The sequence below is a fragment of the Chitinivibrionales bacterium genome (genome assembly GCA_035516255.1).
Classification (GTDB): Bacteria; Fibrobacterota; Chitinivibrionia; order Chitinivibrionales; family FEN-1185; genus FEN-1185.
In genome coordinates, this window is record DATJAL010000038.1 from 11411 (window position 1) to 31845 (window position 20435).

Consider the following 20435-nt stretch of genomic DNA (forward strand, 5'->3'; position numbering starts at 1 on the left):
GAACGTGAGAAATTCACCGACGAGGCACGGAGAGCGCAGAGAAGAAAAACACAGTAATTTAAAATTGATGATTATAGATTTAAGGCTGAAAACCAGACTAGTTCTTTTTCTTTAACCACGATAATTCTTTGCATACTCTGCGTCCCTGGGTGATGTTTTCTTGCTTTTTTCATTCAGACAAGGCCTTAATTATCTCGGAGGATGTAAAACAGAATTTCGCGACAAAATCCTCGCCAGCGCCGCTTCCGCGGATGAAGGCGTAAACGCCGCGGATAATGCCGCGCGTTTCCCAAGGCCGCCCTGGGGCGCGGATTTCGGATAGGCGTTCAGCGTGAAGTAATTGTTCACCTGCCTTACCGCGAACAGGTACCCGTTTCCGGCAAAGGAGCCCAGCGAGGACCATGTCCACGGCGGCGGGCCGCTGACCGGGATCACCTGAATGTAAAGAAAGTCGTAGCTGAACGTGTCGTTGTACGCCGTGTCCTGGTGAATATACGATTGCGCGAAGCTGATTGACGAATCGGAAGTGAACGTGTCGGTGGGTGTCCCGATGATCTGGTAGCTGTAGCTCAGGTCGCGGTATTTCCTGCATTCCACCCCGTACCATTGGGCGCCGGCGTGCCACGTCACCTTCAGACCCTGGTCCATCCGGATCCGGTAGGGAGTGTAGGCGCCTAGATAATCGACACTGTCGTACCGCGTGCCGCTGTCGGAAAAGAAACGCACCGTGTCGGCCGACGGCGGGAGCGAAACGCTGTCGGCGAGGGTATCGTACGAAACCGTCTGCAGCGAGGTGTCTGCATAGTAGGGCGCGATTATCCTGCAGGCGTAGTTCAGCGAGGGGTCTTCGAACAGGGCGTCATAATTTGCCGCCGCCACATTCGGGAGCACGTAAAAATCGCTGAGGATGCCGCTGAAGAATTCGTCGGTCTTCTGGTTGCTGAGGTAGTCGAGCCGGTGGCTGCCGAAGGTCACCGCGGCATTGGTGATTTGGGGGTTCGAGCTGAGGCACAGCGAAGCGTAGAAGCTGTCTTTGGGCGCGAGGGAATCGCTCTTAAAGGCGCCCACGAGAATGCCCACGGCCGACACGCTCGGTTTGCCGATGAAGAATTTTGCCGTGTCGGTGAGCGTGTCGTGCACCACCGCCGTGGTGGTGACCGTTTTGCCGCCGGAGCAGGAAAAAAACTGCAGCTGCGCACAGCAGAGCAGGAGAACAGGGGCCATATTCCGGAGCTTCATTGAAACCCTCCTTGGGCGCTTGGTCACCTCGGCGCAAAATTAACTTTTCGGAATTGCGTTCCTGATGTCCTCGATGAGGTCTTCCGGGTTTTCCACGCCCAGCGCGAGCCGGATCAGGCCGTCCTTGATTCCCACGGCAAGCCGCTCCTTGCGCGTGTAATCGTAGTAGCTGATCGAGGCCGGATGCGTGATGAGCGATTCCACCCCGCCCAGGCTCGGGCCGATGTTGATGATCTTCAGCGCGCTCAGGAACTTGTGCACGTACTTCACGTCGTCCTTCATCTCGAACGTGACCACGCCGCCATATCCCTTCATCTGCCGCTTCGCGACATCGTGATGGGGGTGGCTCGCAAGGCCCGGATAGTAAACACGCCTGATGTCCGGGTGGGCCTCGAGGAATTCGGCGATCGCCTGGCCGTTTTCGTTATGGCGCTTCATGCGCAGCTCAAAGGTCTTGAGCCCGCGGATGAGCAGGTACGACGAATGCGGGTCGATCACGCCGCCGGTCACCTTGAGGAATTCCCGGATGGGCGTGGTCATGGACTTTTTCCCGAGCACGACCCCGGCGAGCAGGTCGTTGTGGCCGCCGAGGTATTTCGTGGCGCTGTGGATCACCAGGTGCACGCCGAATTCGAGCGGCCGCTGATTATACGGAGTGGCGAACGTGGAGTCCGAAATCACGAAGATGTCGGGCCGCTTCGAAAAAATGGCCATGAGCCGCTCGAGGTCCATGATGTTGAGGTACGGGTTGGTGGGCGACTCCGACAGAAACAGGCGCGTGTTCTTTCTGATGGCCCGCTTAATGGCGTCGTAGTCGCACATCTTGACAACAGAGCAATCGATGTCGAATTTGATGAGCCTGGTCTTGCAGAAATCGAGCGTCCGTTTGTAGGCGTCGTCGGTGACGATCACGTGATCTCCCGCGTTGAGCAGCGCGAACATCGCCGTGGTGAGCGCGCTCATGCCCGACGAGAAGAGCACGGCGTCCTCGGCGCCTTCAAGCGCGGCGAGCTTTCCCTCTGCCGCGTACTGGGTGGGATGGCCGTACCTGCCGTACTCGTAGCGGTTCTTCGCGCCCTCCGCGAGTTCCCTGATCTCCTGTGTGTTCTTGAAAATGAACGTGGAGCTCTGGACAATAGGCGTTGTTATCGCGCCATATTCATTATACCGGATTTCCCCGGCGTGAACGGCCAAGGTTGAAAGTCCTTGGGTGTTCTTCTTGTGCATGTGATTTCTCCGTTTGAAAAAAAGAAAGGGTGTCGTATTCGACTTCGACGCTGCAGGTCAGAGAAGCAATCACCCCGGCCCGGGGCGGTTGCGGCCAGCAGTTTTTATCCTAGGATAAAAATAGTATATGACGAGGTGACCCTTCCGGAGGATGTGCCGCGTCATGGTCATCGTGACAAAAAAAGCCTGCAGCATATTTGCTGCAGGCCGATAAATTGATTAACGGGAAGAGTTTTCGAAAAGCAGGGTTTTTCCGGTGTTGGCGCGGTTGATGTACATGCCGACGGGAAGAAGGGCCCTTGTCGTCGACGCGGGGCGCGAAACGAGCCGGCCCGCCACATCATAAAAATCACCGTTGGCGGCCGCGCGCGCAGACCGCATCGCCATGGCAGATGCGGAGTTGGACGCTGCAACAGCCTCCGTGGGCGGCCGCGCGGTCAGTTTCATCAGCACGAGGTTATTCGCCCCCTGCGAATACTGCTCGGCAAGCATGACGGCGTCGTTCTCGCCGACCGCAGCCGCGGAGCGGATCGAATGCGATTCGTACGTGGTCCACTGCCACGCGATGTTTCCGCGGGAATCGAACCTGGTGAGCCAGATGCCCTGCGGGGCGGTGTAGCGGTCATCGGCTAGGTCGCCCGCGGCAAGAACTCCACCATCGGGCGCGTTTGCAAGCGTCTTGATGGTGCTGTAGCCGCTGCCGCGGAAGTACAGGCTTTTTTCCCACACAAGGTCGGCATCCGGGTCATACGACGAGATCACGGCCTGACCGTTTGCCGGATCAGTGACGGCGGTGTACACCGCCTTGCAAGGCGAAACGAACACGGCGCTCGGGCATTGCCCTGAGGAGCTCGTGCTGGCAACCCGAGCGGTTCCGCAGATGCCGGCGGGATCCATCAGGTTGATAAAAACACTTTTTAATGAATTATCCCAAGAAATTCCGGCCGCGGCAATTTGACCGGGGATCCACAGTGAAAGAGAGGAAAATGAGGTGCCGGCATAATTATTATGCGACCACAGCACGGTTCCTCTTGCGTCAAGGCAGCACAGCCACGGGGAGTTTCCCTGCCTGCCGCCGACGATGACAAGGCCCGGCGGGATACTAAGGATGCACTCGGCGGAAAAGCCCGAGTCTGGGTTTTGCCCGTTTGCGCCGATCACCGTGGTCCACATCACGCCGCCTTTCGCGTCGGTGCGCAGCACCCATGCGGCGCTCTGTGAACCGGGGAGGCAGACGTTGCGGCTGCCTGCGAGCACAAAGCCGCCGTCGGCGAGCTGTGCAGCGGCATTGACATACTGAGCACCGACGACGCTTCCGCCGGTGAAGGTGTTGTACCCGGCACGCCATTCCTCGCCGCCGGAGCGGCCGGCAACGAGAAGGAAAATTTGTTCGCCCACATCGCCCGTGGACCCCGCAACGGCAAACCCGGCGCCTTCACGGAGGGGAACAACCTGGCATGGGCCGAGCGAGGCCGACACCGACAACGATCCCGTCCATTGCAGCGAAGGCAGAGGCTGCGCTGAGGAATTGACAGATAAGAGAAACGACAGTGAAAACAGACCGGTGAAAACTGCTGATTTCATAAATCCCCCCTCTGAAAAATAGGGAGTAATATAGTAAAAAAGGTCCGCCGCCACAAATTATTTTTTACGTTTTGTTAATTGATAGATGAGTAAAGCGATTAAATTATTTTCCTGAAGCGTTTAACAACGAAAAAGATCCGAAAAAAATTAGTACGGATGCGCGCCGGTGCCGTTGCGCGGCGGAAAGGGGGCCCTTCGCACTGCTTGGCTGCCGATGCGAAGAACATCTTGACAAGTGATATGGCGCTTCAGGCCCGGCCAAGTTTGTGATCAAAAAAACCGGCGCATATTTTTATCAATCGTCCTTTTGCTGCGCAGTATTTTTTCATCCGAATATAAAAGTCCTCGGGAAACCCGATGAGAAGAAAAGACCGCGAAATCACCGACAGTAAAACCATGGAAGCTGTCATTGCGGAATCGAAATTCTGCCGCATGGCGCTCTGCGATAACGGGAAACCGTATGTCGTGCCTTTGTGTTTCGGCTATAGGGACCGGACCGTTTATTTTCACTGCGCCGGAGAGGGCCGCAAGCTTGCGGTGCTGAGGCGAAACAGCGAGGTATGCCTTGAATTTGAATCCGGCGCGTGCGTGGTGGAAAACACGGTCGCGTGCAGGTGGAGGCTTCGCTATAAATCGGTCATCGCGTACGGAAAAGCAAAGCCGGTTGACAATGGGGATGAAATCCGGGCTGCGCTTGATCTCATCATGAACCATTACGGGAAAGGCCCTTTTACCTTTTCCGATGAGGACCTGAAACGGGTTCTCATATATAAAGTTCCCATCGGATCAATGACCTGCAAAATTTCCGCCTGACCCGCATTTTTTCCGCTTGTCCTCCATCGAAGAAAATGCCGTCTGTATACAAAATGAATACAGAAAATGAACCCGATGGCCTCATTTTCCCTGCGCGCCGAAATCTTTTTTGTTAGATTATTTGCGTGGGGGGAATTCATCCGCGCCTAAAATCCGGCGGGTGAGTGATTGCGCGTGGGCGGATGAGGTTTTGGAGGGGGGTCATTTAAGTGGAATGGAGGGCCTCGGAAATGAGGCCCTCCATTTTTTTTCATCCCGGTCAAACCAATCCTTTTTTCCTTTAGCATCGGCATCTTTTTTCCGGTGAAATCGCCGTAAAACAGTTATATTTATGGATAAGGAGCGCCCTTCTGGACTAAAGGCGCCCGGCGCTGCAATACAATCGGGAAGCCAGACCGATGAATACCGGAAAAGCCTGCATCGGATTACCGTTTATCATTGTGGTTTTAATTGTCTTATTGCAGGTGAGCGGAAACGCTCAAACAACCGCTGATTCTGCCGCCACGCCCCCAACGGATACCCTTGCACCCGTCAAAAAAACCGCGGCCCAGCCCGTTTCATTCGATACGATCGCTGGCCCTCTGCCCGCGGTGATAAAGGCCAAGAAAAATCCCTACCTTGTCGTGGGAGACATAGAGGTGCCGGTCAACAAATCGGTCACTGTCGAGCCGGGCGTCGTGTTTCTTTTCAAGAATTTCACGGGCATGCACGTGCTGGGGAAACTCACCGTGCAGGGGACCAGGGAATCGCCCGTTATCTTCACAACGGAGAATGACCGCGCCGTCAATCCCGGAACGGCGCTGTATCCCAATCCCTACGACTGGAACGGCGTCTACATCCACGCCGACGCCGTGGGCACCAGCATGGAATACTGCAAGGTGCGGTATTCCGTGTACGGCATCGTGTCGGAGACAAAGTTCATAAAGCTGGACCCGGTGCTGTTTTCATTCAACGGAAAGACCAACCTGGTAATCGAGGGAAAAGAGCAGCCGGTCACCGACAAGCCGTACAGCTACATGCTGACGACCACTGACGTGGGCAAGCAGGGGGTGCCGGTGAAGATCCTCGCCGATCCCGCGGCACCGGCCCGCAACACGCTCCGTTACACCGGCCTGGTGGTCGCCATGGCCGCAACCGTGGGCGCCATTTACTACGGAACGCAGTGGAACAACGCCCAAACCCAGCTCCATGCGATGAGCGTCGACAACCCGTCCGTGCTCCGGTGGTCTAATGAGGGTGACTGGTTTTCCCTGCGCGACAGGCGCACCAGCAACATGTATTACACTGCCGCAGGCGGGGTGATTGCGCTGATCGGGTATGTCGGGTTTTTCTGGAGTTTCACGTTTTAACAGGATGTGCTGCGCATGAAAAAAAACCTGGCGGCTTTCGTAATGGCGACCGCGGCGTTGTGCGTCCTGCAATGCGCCAACGACTACAACCCGTTTGAGAATTATTCAAATGCGCAGGCGTATGTATCGTTTGCGGAGAGCTCAAAGAAAATCCGGGAAGGCGACACTCTCGCCATTTTTTCCACCGAGACCCTTGCCGTGTTTACGGCGGTTCGGGAGAAAATTGATTCGTTTCGTGTCGATGCGGCCGGCAACAGATATTGGCCCGACACCGTCATACGGCACCCTTCCGATAAAGAAACCCAGTTGTTCCTTCTTTCGTATTGGGACACCGGCCGCGTCCAGATCAACCTGACCACCTTCCGGTCGAACAACGCCACCGTATCCCTGCCTGCGCCGCTTTCATATTATGTGCGTTCGCCGCTCAAGCAGAGCGACATCTCAACGGTCCTCAACGCCGCATGCACTTTGTCAACCGCGCCGGTCACCGACGGCGACGTGCTCTACATCTGGCGGCTGGGCAAGGACACGCTCCCCGGCGTCGCCTCCAACACGTTCACCGATTTCTCAAAGTACCTGCTCCATATTCAGGTGGGCAAGACCGACACCGGTTCCCTGTGGGTCACCGATTTCCGTCAGGCATTTCGCTCCCCGTCGACAATGTTCACCTATCTGTTCTACCAGCCTTCGCCTCCAAGAATAAAATGCACGACCAAGGGGCTTCACGGCGACACGGTCATTACGAGTGATAGCACGCTCCTCTTCAGCTTCCAGGTCATCGATTCATCAGGTCAAGGCCTCGCCAGCGTTGATTTGTCGGGCGAAGCATTGCAAAGCCTGGACAGCACCGACTTTTACGCGACCCTTACCGGTATAAATCAGTACACCCAGTTGGTTCCAAAAGTCGAGGTTGTCAAGGCGACCAACAAGATCGGCCAGACCTCGGTCGATACGTTTTACGTGTACTATGAAGCGACCGGGGCGCACGGCGACCTTGTCAAGTTCAGGCTGATCAATCCCCCGGACCCCGCGCTCACCACCAGGGTCGATACGCTGCTCTACATCATGTATGTCGACAACTACAGTCATCCGGTCACGGTATCGGTCACCAGCATGGTGATCGGACCCACCGGAGCCAACACAAACCTCGTTCCGGATTATTCCTATTCGGATTCGACGCACCGGTGCGTGTGGCTCGTTCCGCTCGCAAAGGGGATCGATTCCGTGCGTACCGTGGCGTCCATTCCCGACCTGCATTATTCCGCCGAGACCACGCTCGTCGTTGAACGAAACCTTCTTTACGTCGACACGACGCCGCCGGTCATTCTGGGAATCACCGCCAACGGAGTCAAAGTCCCTCTTGAGCAGAAGATACCGACGTTGCAGGTTGACTCGCCGACGGTCATTGTGGAAGTCACCGCGGTGGATAATGAAAGCGGCATCGCATCGGTGACGATAACCGATGTGAGTCTCGGTACAACCGGCACTCCCACACCCATAACCATGACCTATCAGAATTATGAATGGGTGAGCAGCTCCATTGCATTCGGCGCGAGGCAAAGCATGACGCTACACATCACGGTGAAAAACAAGACCGTCGGCGCTTACACCACCACCACAAGAGACATTGTATTGACCAGACGGGCGATCGTGGTCTCGCCGCCGGTCACACCGTAGACAAGGGATGCCCGTGGCGGAATAATTCACAAAACGGAATTATTGAAAGGGGAAAGGAATGCGGGGCGCAGACGCCTCTCATTCCTTTCTTTTTAGCAAGCGGTGACGGGCATGCTCATGTCTTGATCCGTTTTCTGGCGGACACAAACCATGCCGCCGCCGCTGCGCAAAGGAAAACCGCCTCGAAAATCATGAAGGCGTACAGGATGGAAACGCCCGTGCTGGTGAACCCGTACGAATGCATGCCGATGCCCAGCAAATTCACGCCGATCCACGCGAACATGACCAGGATGAGGCTTGCCACCGCGCCCGCGGCAAAGCCGCGATCCCTGATGATGCCCGCGGTGCGCGCATGAAACACGGCTGCGCTCCACAGGATGATGAGCAGCGCGCCGTTTTCCTTGGGGTCCCAGCCCCAGAACCTGCCCCAGCTCTGGTCGGCCCACATGCCGCCGAGCATGGTGCCGATCACCGTGAACACGAGGCCGAAGGCGAGGATGCCGTACATCGAGCCTGCCGTCGAGGAGAGCTTTTCGTCGGGCGTGTTCAAAAACAACTTCTTGACAAGATACACATGGCCCACGATGCCGGCGCAGCAGCAACCCGCGTAGCCGAGCGTCACGGCGGTGATGTGCGTGGTGAGCCAGAAATTCGAATTGAGCACCGCCGCGATCATGCCCATGGAATCTTCGCCGGCATTGTACTTGCCGGCAAGATGCAGGAAAAAGAACCCGCACAGCGACGAAATGAGCAGGCCCAGCGACTTTTTCTGGAAGGCCTCGAGAACGAGCCCGAGCGCGACGCACGCCCACGCGACAAAGAGGAACGTTTCGTAAATGGTGGCAAGCGGCGGCCGGTGCAGGATGATGATCCTCGCGGCAAGGCCGAACGTGTGCGGCAGCAGCGCAACGGCCGTGAGCGCGACCGCGAGAACATACAGCCACCGCCGGGAAATCACCGTCATGAGCAGCAGCGCCATGATCGCGGCGATGCCGTAAATGATTTTCGACTTTGCAAACGGGTTCATGGCGTTGTAAAAAAGCTCGACGCTTGAGCCGGGCAGCCGCGTCGCGTTTTTACGCGCCGCCTCGTTGAATGACACCGCCGCGCGGGAAAAACCCGCCCTGTCGCCGGAAACATAGGATGCGCGCATGGCCGCAAGCAGCGTGAGCGCCGGCGACCGGGAAACGGAGGCCCCGGCCTTGAGCGCCACGAGCCACGGGCACTGCCATTCTTCTCGTCCGTCAAGCGACACGGGGACGATGTGGAACGGCTGGTCGCCGCGCGACTCGCCCCAGCGGAACAGGGAGCGGCCGAGGGAGACCATGGTCATGTCGAACAGCGTCCAGGCGCGTTTGTCCTTTTCCATCGCCGCTTTCATTGCGGACGAAACCAGCTGCGATTTCTGGACAAGCTCGTAGTACGAGAGCATGGAAGTTTGCGGCCCGATCCCCAGATACCTCCGCGCAACGGTGTCGGCCACCGGGAATTCCGGCGAAGGCATGAGGAACATGAGCACCGACGAAAGCTGCATGTAATCCTGGACACTGGCAGAAACCCTTAGCACCTCGCTCTCGAACTGCGACCGTTCCCTGGCCTCCTTTAAGCCCGCGTCCCGCGCCAGGCCGGCGAGCTGGTGATATCCGATCTTTATTTCGTTGAAGCTGTAGCGCCGCCGTTTTTCCGGCGCAATGCCGATGCCGTCGGCAACCTCGGGATTGTTGATGAGGAACACCTTGTCGTTTGCCGCGTCAAGCGGCGTGAAGACAACGCTGGCAAGCCATTGTACGGCGGACAGACCGTGGCAGGTCTGGCGGCCGGAAAACTGCACGAGCATTTTGCGCGCATAGGTGTCGAGCGGTTTTAATCTTCCATTATCGAGGATGATGGTCTTGGCAAACTCATCCATGGGAAGCGCGGAAGCGGCAGCTTTTTCGCCAAACGCAAGCGTTGCCGCGAGGACGACGACTCCGGCCGTTGCGGCGATGAAGGAAGAACCTCGCGTCGGGTTCATGCCGCGCTCCGGTGTTTGCGTATGTAAACAACAAGCTTCACGCAAAAATGCAAAACAAGCCCGGCCGCCATGAAAAGGCCCGCAAGGTAGGGAAGCGCCTTTCCCCGGTTTTCGACAACGGCAAGGGTGGAAGACTGCCGTGCGCCGTCCTGCGCATAGGACGACTGGTAAAACGTGTATTGCTTGTATCTGAACGGCTTGTTCATGGAAATCACCACGTCGCGGTCCATGCCGTTACCGGCGGCGCGGATCCTGCTTGTAAACTGCCGGGCCGTTTCGGTGCCCGCGTAATCCTCCTTGACAAATTTGATCAGCGTGATGGAAAGCGGCAGGGGCGCGCGTTTCTGCCGAAGCGAAAAAAAGATCGAGTCACCGTTGAGGACGGCCGGCGTGGGGCTGGGGTTGCCGCCGTACAACAGTATCCTGCCGGCCGCCGCGCCTCGCGGCGCCAGTTCCATGCCCGCTATGTTTTCCGACGGGTCCGCGGCCGGCCGCGTTGCGGCAAGGGAATCAATGTCCAGGCCCATGGGCTGCATCATGTCGACATGGCCGCGCGGCATGAAGGCCGTGCAGTTTTTGTAAATTCTTTGAATGAGAATGCCCGTGGAAAATGAGGGATTTCCGAGTGGTTGGCCTGGCCTCAGGCTGTCGAGGCTGAAAACGGCCGGGCTTTCAAAATGGCCGCTTTTCCATCCGGCAAGCTCCCACTCGCGGTACGACGACGACTCGTGCGAGGTTTCGCCTTCCCACAGCGTGAGAAAAGTCTCTTTTGACGTATAAGAAATAATGCCGCCGCCGATGAGCAGGATCAGAATGCCCGCGTGCGTGAGGATCAGGCCGAGTTTTTCAAGGCGCCATTTCTGCCTGAAAAGCAAAAAGGCGATCTGGTTCAGGATGAGGATGAGGGCGGTGAGCCGTACCCCGGGAAAGGGGACTAGACCGCCGATAAGCACGACCCACGAACTGAAAAACCGTGCTTTGGCCGCGTAGATGCCGTGGTCGATCTGGTAAAACGTTCCCCATAAAACCAGAATGCAAAGGATGATGAGACAAATGACCGTGGTGTGCAGCGAAAGGAATAATTTTTCCGCGGCGTTTCTGAGAATGGGGATTGGTCGTTTCATCATGGTTTCACAAAGGGGAAACTTATTCTGAAGATATTTGTCGTAAGAAAAATAAGTCATGTACCGTGGCGCTTTAAGAAAATCATTTTTGATGTTTTTTACGGCGGGAACAAGAAAGAAAAGATGCCGGAATTCATCGGGACTTGTTCTCTCGCAAGCAAAAAAAGAAAGGACGCTCACGTGAGCGCCCTTTCTTTTTTCAAGTGCTTGAAATAGGAATTTACCGGATGTTTACCATTTTCGATGAAGCATTCATTCCGCCGTCCCTCAATACTATTCTGTAAACCCCTGCTGGAAGGTTCAATCCTTCTAGACCCACCGTGTTTGCTCCCGCTTGCATCATCCTTATTTTACAGGATAGGTCAGCCGCCAGCCTGCCGTTTGCGGCGAATATTTTCAGTGACGAAAGCGCCGGGTTCGCAAGTGTCAATATCATCATTGAGCCATTAACTTTCAAGAGGCCCTTATTCGCCAAGGAAACAGACGCTGAGGGCTTTACCCCCGTCACTCCAATCGCGCGGAGGTACAGCTCGTACCCGGCCTGCAGAAACGCACCCTCACCCTCGGGCGAGGAGTTGTTGATGTCGCCGCTCAAATCCGCCCGCGGCATCCAGTCAACATGCTGGCAGCGCAGGAGCCTGCCGTCGGCGCCGATGTTTTTCACCAGATCGCGCCAGGCCGCGTTGATGGCCGGAGTGTAGGCGGCCGAATCGAGGAGTTTGTTGCGCACGCCCCATGCCATGGCAAAGCAGAAGAATGCGGAGCCGCTGCTCTCCGGATAGGGGTAGTCGGGATGGTCGAGCATGCTGGTGGTCCATAACCCGGTATACGCGGTATTGTTGTTGCCCTGCTCGGCCTTGATCGCCGCGCACATGTCCTTGAATTGCTTTTCGAAACCGGGCCGGTTGGCGTAGGTCAATGGCATGTTGTTCAGGATGCGCGCAAGGCCGCCGATCACCCACGCCTCGCCGCATGACCAGAACATGGGTTTGCCGTTGGGGCATTTCTGCGACGTGGGGAAAAAGCTGTCGTCGCGGTAGTAAAAGTGGTACGTGGTGTCGTACAGGTATCCGGCCACGCTCCACCAGTACCGGTTGAGCGTGTCAAGGAAGCGGTTTTCGGCCGACGCCTTGACATAAAGGACCATTGCCGGCGGCTCCATGTAGAGCGCGTCGCACCACCACCATCCGCCGTTGCGGGAATAGCAGGGATTGGGCCTGACCACGTCGAAATGGTTGTCAAGGCTCTGCTTGGTCGAGTTGATCATGACGCTGTTCGCCGGAAGCGGGTCGAGCAGGTAGATCTCGCTGTAGGTCTGCGTGCAGCAGAAATTGTCGGCGGTGGTCGTGGTCACGCTGCCGTAGGTCTGCCAGTTGAAATAGGTGGCCCAGCGTTTTGCGAAATTGAGGTAGGCGGTGTCTTTTGACGCGTAATACATGGCCATGAGCCCGGTCATGAACGAGCCCACGTCCCAGTTGTTGCCGCCGTTGGTGTGCTCGTACGGGTTCGGCTGGTCGCCTTTGCCCGCCGAGGCATGATTATAAAGATTGGCGATGTCGGCATAGGTCATGCGGTAATGGGCGACGCGCCTCATGAGGTTGACGATGCTGTCGGCGCTGAACTCGGTTTGCGCGAACGCCGGATTGAATAAACAACAGAGCCCGATGATAGTGACAATGGATAGGTGAAATTTCATATAACGAACCCCCATGATAATGGAAAAAACCGGTACCCTTCTAAAAATAAGGGAAAACCGTTAATGGTGCAGGGGAAAAATGAAAAAGGAGCAGCTGGCTGCCCCTTTTTCATTGTTTTCAGGATCGGGAGACTTTTAACGAACCGTGAACGGCGCCGAAGTCTTGAGCCCGTTCTGTTCCAATCTCAGGATATAGACCCCTTGTCCCAAGGTGCCGAGGTTGAGCACCTGTTTCTGGTTCCCGGCGGCCAAGTTTTTCGTGATTCCCTGCAGCATTGACCTGCCCGAACAGTCGAACACCTCCAGCCTTGTCCGGCCCGGCTTTGCAAGCGAGAAAGTGACGTTCAGGTTGTTTCCGGCCAAAACCGGACGGATATTAAATCCCTGGTCGGGCCTGGTCTGGGCTTTCGGGCACGCCACTGTGCTTGCGTTCTTGAGTGTAAACCTCATCCAGTCGTAATTCCAGCTTCCCACGTGAAAGTTGAGCTGGATCACCTGCAGCCCGGTGTCAAGGTCAACCGAGTCAACGTGCATGTTGACGGTCCAGGCATGCCAAACCTCCGGACAGCCTTGCGGCGTGATGCAGGCGGGAAGGTTATTTATGGAATCCACTCTTACCGACGCGCCGTCGTAGAACGTGAGTGTCTGAAGGTTTGGGGGCGCATTGGCCGTGGCCTGCTTGAAATCGATATAGTAGGTGCCGGCCGTATTGACATTGACCGTGAACTTGAGCCAATCTCCGATGATGGGCGGATTGACTGCCGGGTTGTCTTGGTCGATCCACGAAAGATGCCACGTGGTGACCGCAGCATTGACTGATGAATCGAAATGGTCGTTAGTACCGTAGCCAACCACGTCCCAGTCGTTGCCGGAATACGACTGCATGTCGACATTGATATCGGCCTGGATCTGCTGCCCGCTGGCATTGAGACGCATGGTGCCTCCGGTATTGCCGGGAGATACGTCGTGATACGCAACGCCTTCTCCGCCGTTGTCGAAGAAAACGCCCTTCACGACGCCAGGGATTCCCTGCGGATGACCCTTGAGCGTATCGAACGAAAACGGCGTGCCGGTATAACCCGGCGGGATCGCGGCTGACAGGTACGAAACACTTAACACGCAGACGGTTGCCGCGAGGGCAACTTTAAGGCGCAGACGCATACTACTGACTCCTTTTAATGTATGAGTGATTCTCTCCCCGTTATAATCTGATTATAGAAACAAGATGACATCATAAAATAAACTAATCAGGATGCCGTCAGGGAATAATATAACGCGATAAATCCCGTTTGGCCTGAAAAGGTGACTGGACCTCATGAAAAAAGGGGAGTCATCGGCCTGTGAACTCCCCTTTTCATACAAATACTTAAAAAAATTAACGAGCAACCGGTATTGACTTTACTTCCCGCAAACCGTTCTGCTCAACGCGGACGAAATACAATCCACGGAGCAGGCCCCCGAGGCCCATGTCCTGCTTTTGGCGCCCGGCGTTCAGGGTCTTAACGATGGCGGGAGCCGCCGCCCTGCCGGCACAGTCAAACAACGACACCGCAACAAGGCCCGTCTGGTCGAGCGAGAAGGAAACGGAAAGTTTGTCACCCTTGACAATAGGCACAATCCCAAACCCTTTTTGCGCCAGAGCCTGATTTTTTTCCGGCTGCACCGGCGTGTTGTCCAGCATAAACTCCATGCCGTGGAAGTTTAGGCCTTCGTGGAAAAATGAGACCTTTATGAGAAAGAGGCCGGTATCAAGCGTGAGCCTGGTTTTCGTCGTGTCCCATCTCCAGTCGTGGTTAATTTCAACATCGCCCGGGGGCCTGATGCATATCGGCAATCCGCCCACTGAATCAGTCGGGAGGTCGCCGACATTGAAAAGGATAAGGTTGCTGGTATCGACAACGGAGTGATGCAATATCATCTTATATTTGCCGGCAGTGTTCACATGCACCGTATACTTAAGCCATTCGCCGCTCTGCACCCACCCGATATGACAATTGGCGTGAGGAGGATAGGCGGCGGAGTCAACGATGCCGCCAACGGTTCCCGCGACAAAATCGTTCCATGTTCCAAAGTATTGCAAAGACACTTTCTTGCCTGGATCGCCATCGCGCCAGTGACAATCGCCCATATTGCTCCACGTGTATTGAAAGGTCACCGCTGAGTCGCCCTTGTCAAAATACGCGGCGGTCACGAAACCGGGGATTTGCATCGGAACGCCTTTGAGCGAGTCGAAAACCACGCCCGCGTACCCCTGAGGAATCGCGGCAAAAAGGCATGAAGCGAACAGCAGCCACACCGTACCCCCCAAAGCAACTTTACGGTGCAAACGCATAAAACATACCCCTTCCTTTAAAGGTGGAAATATTTTCTTTTTATCAATAAATACCATTATTTCGTGATGGTAAGCGGCCGCACCTCACGCAATCCGTTTTGCTCCACCGAAACAAAATAAACGCCCTGTTTCAGGTTCCCCACATTCACCGTGCGCGCCCGCAGGCCCGCTTTCCCGCTTTCAAACGAAGACCATGCGGTTTTTCCCGCGCAATCGGTCAGGAATATCCTTACCCCGCCCGGCTGGCTCACGACGTACGAAAGCGCAAGCTCCCCGGCGGAAAGGCAGGTCTTGAGTCCGAAACCGTTTTCGGGACGCCGGTTCACTGCCGGTTGAAGCGTTCCGGTCGCGCTCTTGAGATCAAAACTTATCCAATCCAGGTTCCAGCTGCCCAGCAAGAAAGTAATTTGAAACACCTGGAGCCCGGTGTCGAGCATCACCGAATCAACATTTTTGTTCATTGTCCAGGAATGCCAAACCTCCGGGCATCCTTGAGGAACCGTGCATATCGGAAGATTCCAGATCGAATCGATCTTTACGCTTGTACCGTTATAGTAGGTCAGTACTTCACAATTCGGACTGTATGCAGTCGCCTGGTGAAAGCTGACGTAATACATGCCCGCGGTATTGACATGGACGGTGTATTTCTGCCATTGCCCATTTGAGTCAATCCATGCAAGGTGCCAATAGCCGACTTCGTGCAGGTCGGTGAGCATGTCATAGTCATTACCGCTGTATTGCTGCATACATAAAGGCACATCCGCTTGGATCGATTGTCCGTTCGCGTATTTCCGCATCGTACTGCCCGCGTCACCGCAGCCGCCAAGATAATGGAATGCAACGCCCTCTCCGCCCGAATCGAAGAAAACGCACACCACTTGTCCGGGAATCTGCTGCGGTTTGCCCAGGAGCGTGTCGCAGCAAAACGGCTTTCCGGTATAATCCGGCGGGATCGCGGCGGACAAGAATGAAACACTTGAAATGCAGACGGCGGCCGCTAAAGCAATTTTAAGGTGCAGACGCATGTAAAAACTCCTTGCTGCCAATGGTGGACTCTTCCCTTATTTTCCAAAACTGTCCAGTTCAACGGTTGATAATAATAGATTTTACCGCGCTCAAACCGTTCTGCTCCACCGAAATAAAATAAACGCCTTGTCTTAGCTTCCCCACGTTCACCGCACGCGTCTGCAAGCCCGCTTTCGCGCTTTCAAACGAAGACCATGCGGTTTTGCCCGCGCAATCGGTCAGGAATATCCTCACGCCGCCCGGCTGGCTGACGGCATACGAAAGCGTAAGGACTCCTACGGAAAAACCGGTCTTGAGTCCGAAATCGTTTTCGGGACGACGGTTCACTGCAGGTTCAAGCGTTCCGGTCGCGCTCTTGAGATCAAACTGCATCCAGTCGAAATTCCAGCTTCCCACCTTGAATGTCATCTGGATCACCTGAAGCCCGGTATCGAGCGCCACGGAATCAACTTTCGGCGTGTAGCTCCACGAATGCCAGACTTCCGGACATCCGGAGGGCAGCGGCGTGTCGACGGCCATATTGACAATGGAATCGATTTTCACATTAGTGCCGTTGTAATACGTGAGAGTCTGGAGATTCGGAAGATATGCGTTCGCCTCATGGAAACCGACATAATATGTGCCCGCAGTGTTGACATGGACGGAGAATTTCACCCATTCCCCGGGATCGGTGGTACTTGCCGCATCGATCCATGCCAGATGCCAGTAGCCTGTTGCATGCTGACCGGGGTTTGTCCCGAAGACGTAGTCAAAGGCGGTTTCATACGGCTGCATGCACGCCTTATCGGCGGCAATCGTCTGGCCGGCCGCATTCTGCCTCATGGTTGAGCCGTTGCCGCAGCCGCCGGGATAGTGGAATGCAACGCCCTCCCCGCCGGAGTCGTAAAGCACGGCCACAATTTGTCCGGGAATCTGTTGGTAGTGGCCTTTAAGGGTATCGCAGCAGAACGGCTTGCCCGTATATCCGGGCGGAATCGCGGCGCTCGCAAGAGTGGTAAACAGCAAAAAAGAAATTGTACTTGCGGCGATTTTTATTGAAAGACGCATATAAAACTCCCTTTCTAAAAAAATAGGAAAGAATTAATGGATAATCATTGCCGATTTCACTTCTTTGAAGACGGTCCGCTCACATTGACAAAACATAATTCCTCCGCCCAAAACACACCGGAAATCCCATGATTTCATAGGTCTTGAAAACAGCCTATTTGCTGATTGTCTGGAACCTCGTTACGCTGGTGGCGGAGTTATGGTTGACATGGAGGAAATAAACTCCCTGTTTCAGGCCGGCCTTGGCTAGGGTCACGGTGTGATCGCCCGCTGCAAGGTTTTTATTCAATACGGTTGCGATCTCCCTGCCTAGACAGTCGTAAACCGAAACTTTTGTCATGCCGGCGTCCTTCAGGACCAACCTGACAATGTTCTGGCTAATGGAGACCGCATGCGATTCGGTTTTGGCCGGTTTCAGGGCAGGCTGCATGACGTCCGTGGTGAATTTTCCCGAGTCTGTGGCAAAGAACAGGAAGTCCTGGTTGAGATGGTTTGAACCGTTCTGGAAATACAGGACTTGCACACCGGTATCGAGTTGCACGGAAGCAAAGTCACTGTACAGTCTCCAGGCGTGATAGCTGGCTTCCTGCTGAAATGTTATTAACGGCGTTTTAACGGTGTCTTTTCCGTTCAGGAAAAGGACCGTGTAATGGGCAGGTTCTTCCATGGCCGACCATATGGAACTGATCCAGTATTTTCCGGCCGTGGAGACATGCACGGTCCATTTGGTGAAACTATTACCGTGGCTGGCGCCTATATAGCAATCTTGCACGCTGGTATCAACCGGGTCCGGATAACGCACGCCGTTCGGCCACACAACGCCGGCTGCGTAAAAAGTGTCACGGTCTGATGTGTTATCATTGGTACAGAAAGATGCAGGCCCCGTTGTTAGCCCGACTTTATTGCGGTTCACCGCCCCGTCCCAGGCATCATCCGCATACCATGACACATTTTCCGCGCCGCAATCAAAATCGTTGAAGTTGATTCTTCCCATGAGTTCCCTGGGAGCACTGCCGGGCGGAAACGGTGTGCCTGCATACCCGGCTGGAATTTCAGCAATGGATAATGATGCGAGCAATGAAATGACGGAAAATGAAACGAAGAATAATCTTGAAGCTTTCATCAAATCCCCCCTCTACGAAAAAATTAACCGATTAAGCCTCCTTTTTCGTCCCGTAGGTTAATATAATAAGAAAAAATTCCTGCAGGAATTTTTTTATGCAAAAAAACTCCGCAAATTATGTAAGGCATCCCTGGATCTTGGCTCATGCAATGCGTGAACACGGAGACCATCAGGCTTGCGGCGCGATACGAATTACCGTTCGACAACCACGCGCCTCATGCCTCCGTCAAGGTCCACGATATAATAAATGCCCGGAGCAAGGTTTCGCGCTGCCTTGACATTCGGCACAACGCGTCCTCTGATGTCAACCACGGAGCCGCTTCCCTTGAAAAGATCGCCGCGAGCCCCTCCGCGAATGCCGGGCAACTGCATAACGCCGGCCCTGTAACTCGTGTCGATCCAAACCGCCGAAAAGGCCAGGAGCGTTGCCCTGCCCACCGGCTGCATGGGGGTGAGAATCCTTGTCCAAGTATTGGTGGGCCATTGAACGAGGAATATGCAGCCCGAGTCCGAACCGATTTTATGGCCCCAGGCGTCGCAGGAGATATAGTTGCTATCGTTTGTAAAACACCATCCTCTGACATCGGAACCCTGATTATTGGTGTCCAACCCGTGACCGGCGGTATCATTGGGGTTAAGCAATAAAAAGTTGGCCGGGGCCCAGTTTATGCTGATGGCCATTGTCTTGACGAGAAAGTTTGGCCAACTCACCGGCGTCGCATTTTCCTCCTGGAACGGAAGCAGCACGCATGATTTATGCCGTGTAAGGCAGCCTTCATCCAGCATGCAATGACACCACAGGTCAAACCCGGGATTATAAACGCAGATATGGCCTTCATGCGACATCGTGCACTTGCAGCCAAGTTGCGGATATTCGGTTGGCTTATAAAAGTCGGCGCTGGTGGCCGTGCCGGTGCCGTTATCGGGAATGGTAATCATTTTCGGACCCAAATGCGCATCGTCAAATCTCATAAAAATATGATTGTAGGAAACGCCCATAGTGAACTCTCCAGACCCCCCGGTCAAATTGGCGATTACATGGTCCGCGCCGAACGCGGGTGCGGCGGCTCCGAACGTGACGGGGATCGCATGTAGTGTCGCATCGCCGGGCGTCCTGTAGACAACTTCCAGCTTGCCGCTGGGGGCATGCCACCAGAAGGTGCAACAGCCCTCGCTGTTGGAGGCGGTCACCGGCACTGCGGTCTTGAACTGCCCGTCGATGCGGATGATCTTTGGCCCTCCTGCGTTGTAAAGGACCCATTGTCCGTCTTCGGTTATTTGGGTGCTGTTGCACATTCCATCCTTATCGGAGTTTGGAATGAGCGTCGGAGTGTTCTGGCCCAATGGAGCAGTGTAAAGACCATTCGCATACAGCAGGCCACTGACCACCGTTCCTTTTGGAACAACGGCTCCGGAATCAACATATTGTTTGACGGCGACTTTGTGGACAAATGCGGGACATTGCGCTGAAGCCAAGCCGACGCCAAGAAGAAATACCACTAGTAACACATGCACGCAAAAACGCTTCAAATTGGATCCCCCCTCTGTTAACCAAATGTAATTGTAAGCCGATCGCGTCAGCTCTCTGCGTTGTAAATAAAATAATGTTGATCAGATCTCAAGATGAGCATTTTCTTTTAACAGATAAGCCCTGGAATTTGCTTCCAGGGCTTATCCGAAGGTTGGCGGAACCGTAGATTATTGGGTAACCAGGAACCTGGTAATGACGCCTGTATTGCCGTGCTCCATGCGAATGAAGTACACGCCCTTTCTCAGACCGATTTCGCTCAGCGCCAGTGAATGTTTCCCGGCCGCGAGGTTCCGGTCCAAAACCATCGCGATCTCTTTTCCAAGGCAGTCAAAGACCGAAACTTTTGTTTTGCCCGCGTCAGGAAGCGAGAAACGCACCGCGCCTCGATCCACGGTAACGCCAAAAGACTGGGAAGCGGCAGGGTTGACAGAGGCTTGATGAATCTCTGTCGTAAACTGTCCAGAGTCCGCGGCGAAATAAAGGAAGTCTTGGTTGAGATGGTATGAACCGTTCTGGAATTGCATCACCTGCACGCCGGAATCAAGCTGGATGGAGGTAAAATCGGGGTACGCTCTCCATGCGTGATAGCTGCCTGATCCGTTGATGGTTACGGTCGGCGTGTTTACCGTCGCGGACCCATTAAGAAAATTAAT

Annotated in this window: 16 protein-coding genes; 3 read left to right on the top strand and 13 right to left on the bottom strand. The window is 55.0% G+C overall.

The genetic code is table 11. The features are described from left to right. Positions 1-189: 189 nt before the first annotated feature. From VLX68_11130 to VLX68_11140, 3 genes are all read right to left on the bottom strand, one after another. On the bottom strand, positions 190-1239 hold the full coding sequence (locus tag VLX68_11130; GenBank protein ID HUI92789.1) for a hypothetical protein: 1050 nt from the start codon (positions 1237-1239) through the stop codon (positions 190-192). A 39-nt stretch (positions 1240-1278) separates the two neighbouring features. Further along, entirely contained in the window at positions 1279-2466 is a 1188-nt protein-coding gene (locus tag VLX68_11135) for a PLP-dependent aspartate aminotransferase family protein (GenBank protein ID HUI92790.1), read from the bottom strand. A 219-nt stretch (positions 2467-2685) separates the two neighbouring features. Beyond that, positions 2686-4050 carry a hypothetical protein gene (locus VLX68_11140; GenBank protein HUI92791.1) on the bottom strand — a complete coding sequence of 455 codons (1365 nt, stop codon included), beginning with the start codon at positions 4048-4050 and terminating at the stop codon, positions 2686-2688. Positions 4051-4407: 357 nt separating this feature from the next. On the opposite strand from VLX68_11140, the gene VLX68_11145 reads away from it, so the two are divergent. The 3 genes from VLX68_11145 (at position 4408) to VLX68_11155 (ending at position 7889) form a co-directional block, all read left to right on the top strand. Continuing rightward, positions 4408-4863 (top strand): pyridoxamine 5'-phosphate oxidase family protein, encoded by a 456-nt coding sequence (locus VLX68_11145; GenBank protein ID HUI92792.1) that lies wholly within the window; start codon positions 4408-4410, stop codon positions 4861-4863. A 398-nt stretch (positions 4864-5261) separates the two neighbouring features. Next, entirely contained in the window at positions 5262-6212 is a 951-nt protein-coding gene (locus tag VLX68_11150; protein ID HUI92793.1) for a hypothetical protein, read from the top strand. 15 nt (positions 6213-6227) lie between these two features. After that, a complete protein-coding gene (locus VLX68_11155; GenBank protein HUI92794.1) occupies positions 6228-7889 on the top strand; it encodes a hypothetical protein in 1662 nt (553 codons plus the stop codon). A gap of 115 nt (positions 7890-8004) precedes the next feature. Here the strand turns inward: VLX68_11155 and ccsA are convergent, their stop codons facing one another. The 10 genes from ccsA to VLX68_11205 form a co-directional block, all read right to left on the bottom strand. Continuing rightward, a complete protein-coding gene (gene ccsA / locus VLX68_11160; protein ID HUI92795.1) occupies positions 8005-9903 on the bottom strand; it encodes a cytochrome c biogenesis protein CcsA in 1899 nt (632 codons plus the stop codon). Continuing rightward, positions 9900-11030, bottom strand: a complete 1131-nt coding sequence (locus VLX68_11165; protein HUI92796.1) for a cytochrome c biogenesis protein ResB — start codon at positions 11028-11030, stop codon at positions 9900-9902. Before VLX68_11165 ends, ccsA begins: the two co-directional genes overlap by 4 nt. Positions 11031-11247: 217 nt before the next feature. After that, positions 11248-12723: a glycoside hydrolase family 88 protein gene (locus VLX68_11170; GenBank protein ID HUI92797.1), complete on the bottom strand. Its 1476-nt coding sequence runs from the start codon at positions 12721-12723 to the stop codon at positions 11248-11250. Between the two features lie 135 nt (positions 12724-12858). Then, a complete protein-coding gene (locus VLX68_11175; protein ID HUI92798.1) occupies positions 12859-13884 on the bottom strand; it encodes a T9SS type A sorting domain-containing protein in 1026 nt (341 codons plus the stop codon). A gap of 214 nt (positions 13885-14098) precedes the next feature. Beyond that, positions 14099-15055: a hypothetical protein gene (locus tag VLX68_11180; GenBank protein ID HUI92799.1), complete on the bottom strand. Its 957-nt coding sequence runs from the start codon at positions 15053-15055 to the stop codon at positions 14099-14101. A 56-nt stretch (positions 15056-15111) separates the two neighbouring features. Continuing rightward, positions 15112-16080, bottom strand: a complete 969-nt coding sequence (locus tag VLX68_11185) for a hypothetical protein (protein HUI92800.1) — start codon at positions 16078-16080, stop codon at positions 15112-15114. A 58-nt stretch (positions 16081-16138) separates the two neighbouring features. After that, positions 16139-17128 (bottom strand): hypothetical protein, encoded by a 990-nt coding sequence (locus tag VLX68_11190; protein HUI92801.1) that lies wholly within the window; start codon positions 17126-17128, stop codon positions 16139-16141. Positions 17129-17282: 154 nt separating this feature from the next. Beyond that, positions 17283-18251 carry a T9SS type A sorting domain-containing protein gene (locus VLX68_11195; protein ID HUI92802.1) on the bottom strand — a complete coding sequence of 323 codons (969 nt, stop codon included), beginning with the start codon at positions 18249-18251 and terminating at the stop codon, positions 17283-17285. Positions 18252-18443: 192 nt separating this feature from the next. Then, positions 18444-19781 (bottom strand): hypothetical protein, encoded by a 1338-nt coding sequence (locus VLX68_11200; GenBank protein ID HUI92803.1) that lies wholly within the window; start codon positions 19779-19781, stop codon positions 18444-18446. A gap of 168 nt (positions 19782-19949) precedes the next feature. Next, on the bottom strand, positions 19950-20435 hold a 486-nt coding region (locus VLX68_11205; protein HUI92804.1), incomplete at its 5' end, for a T9SS type A sorting domain-containing protein.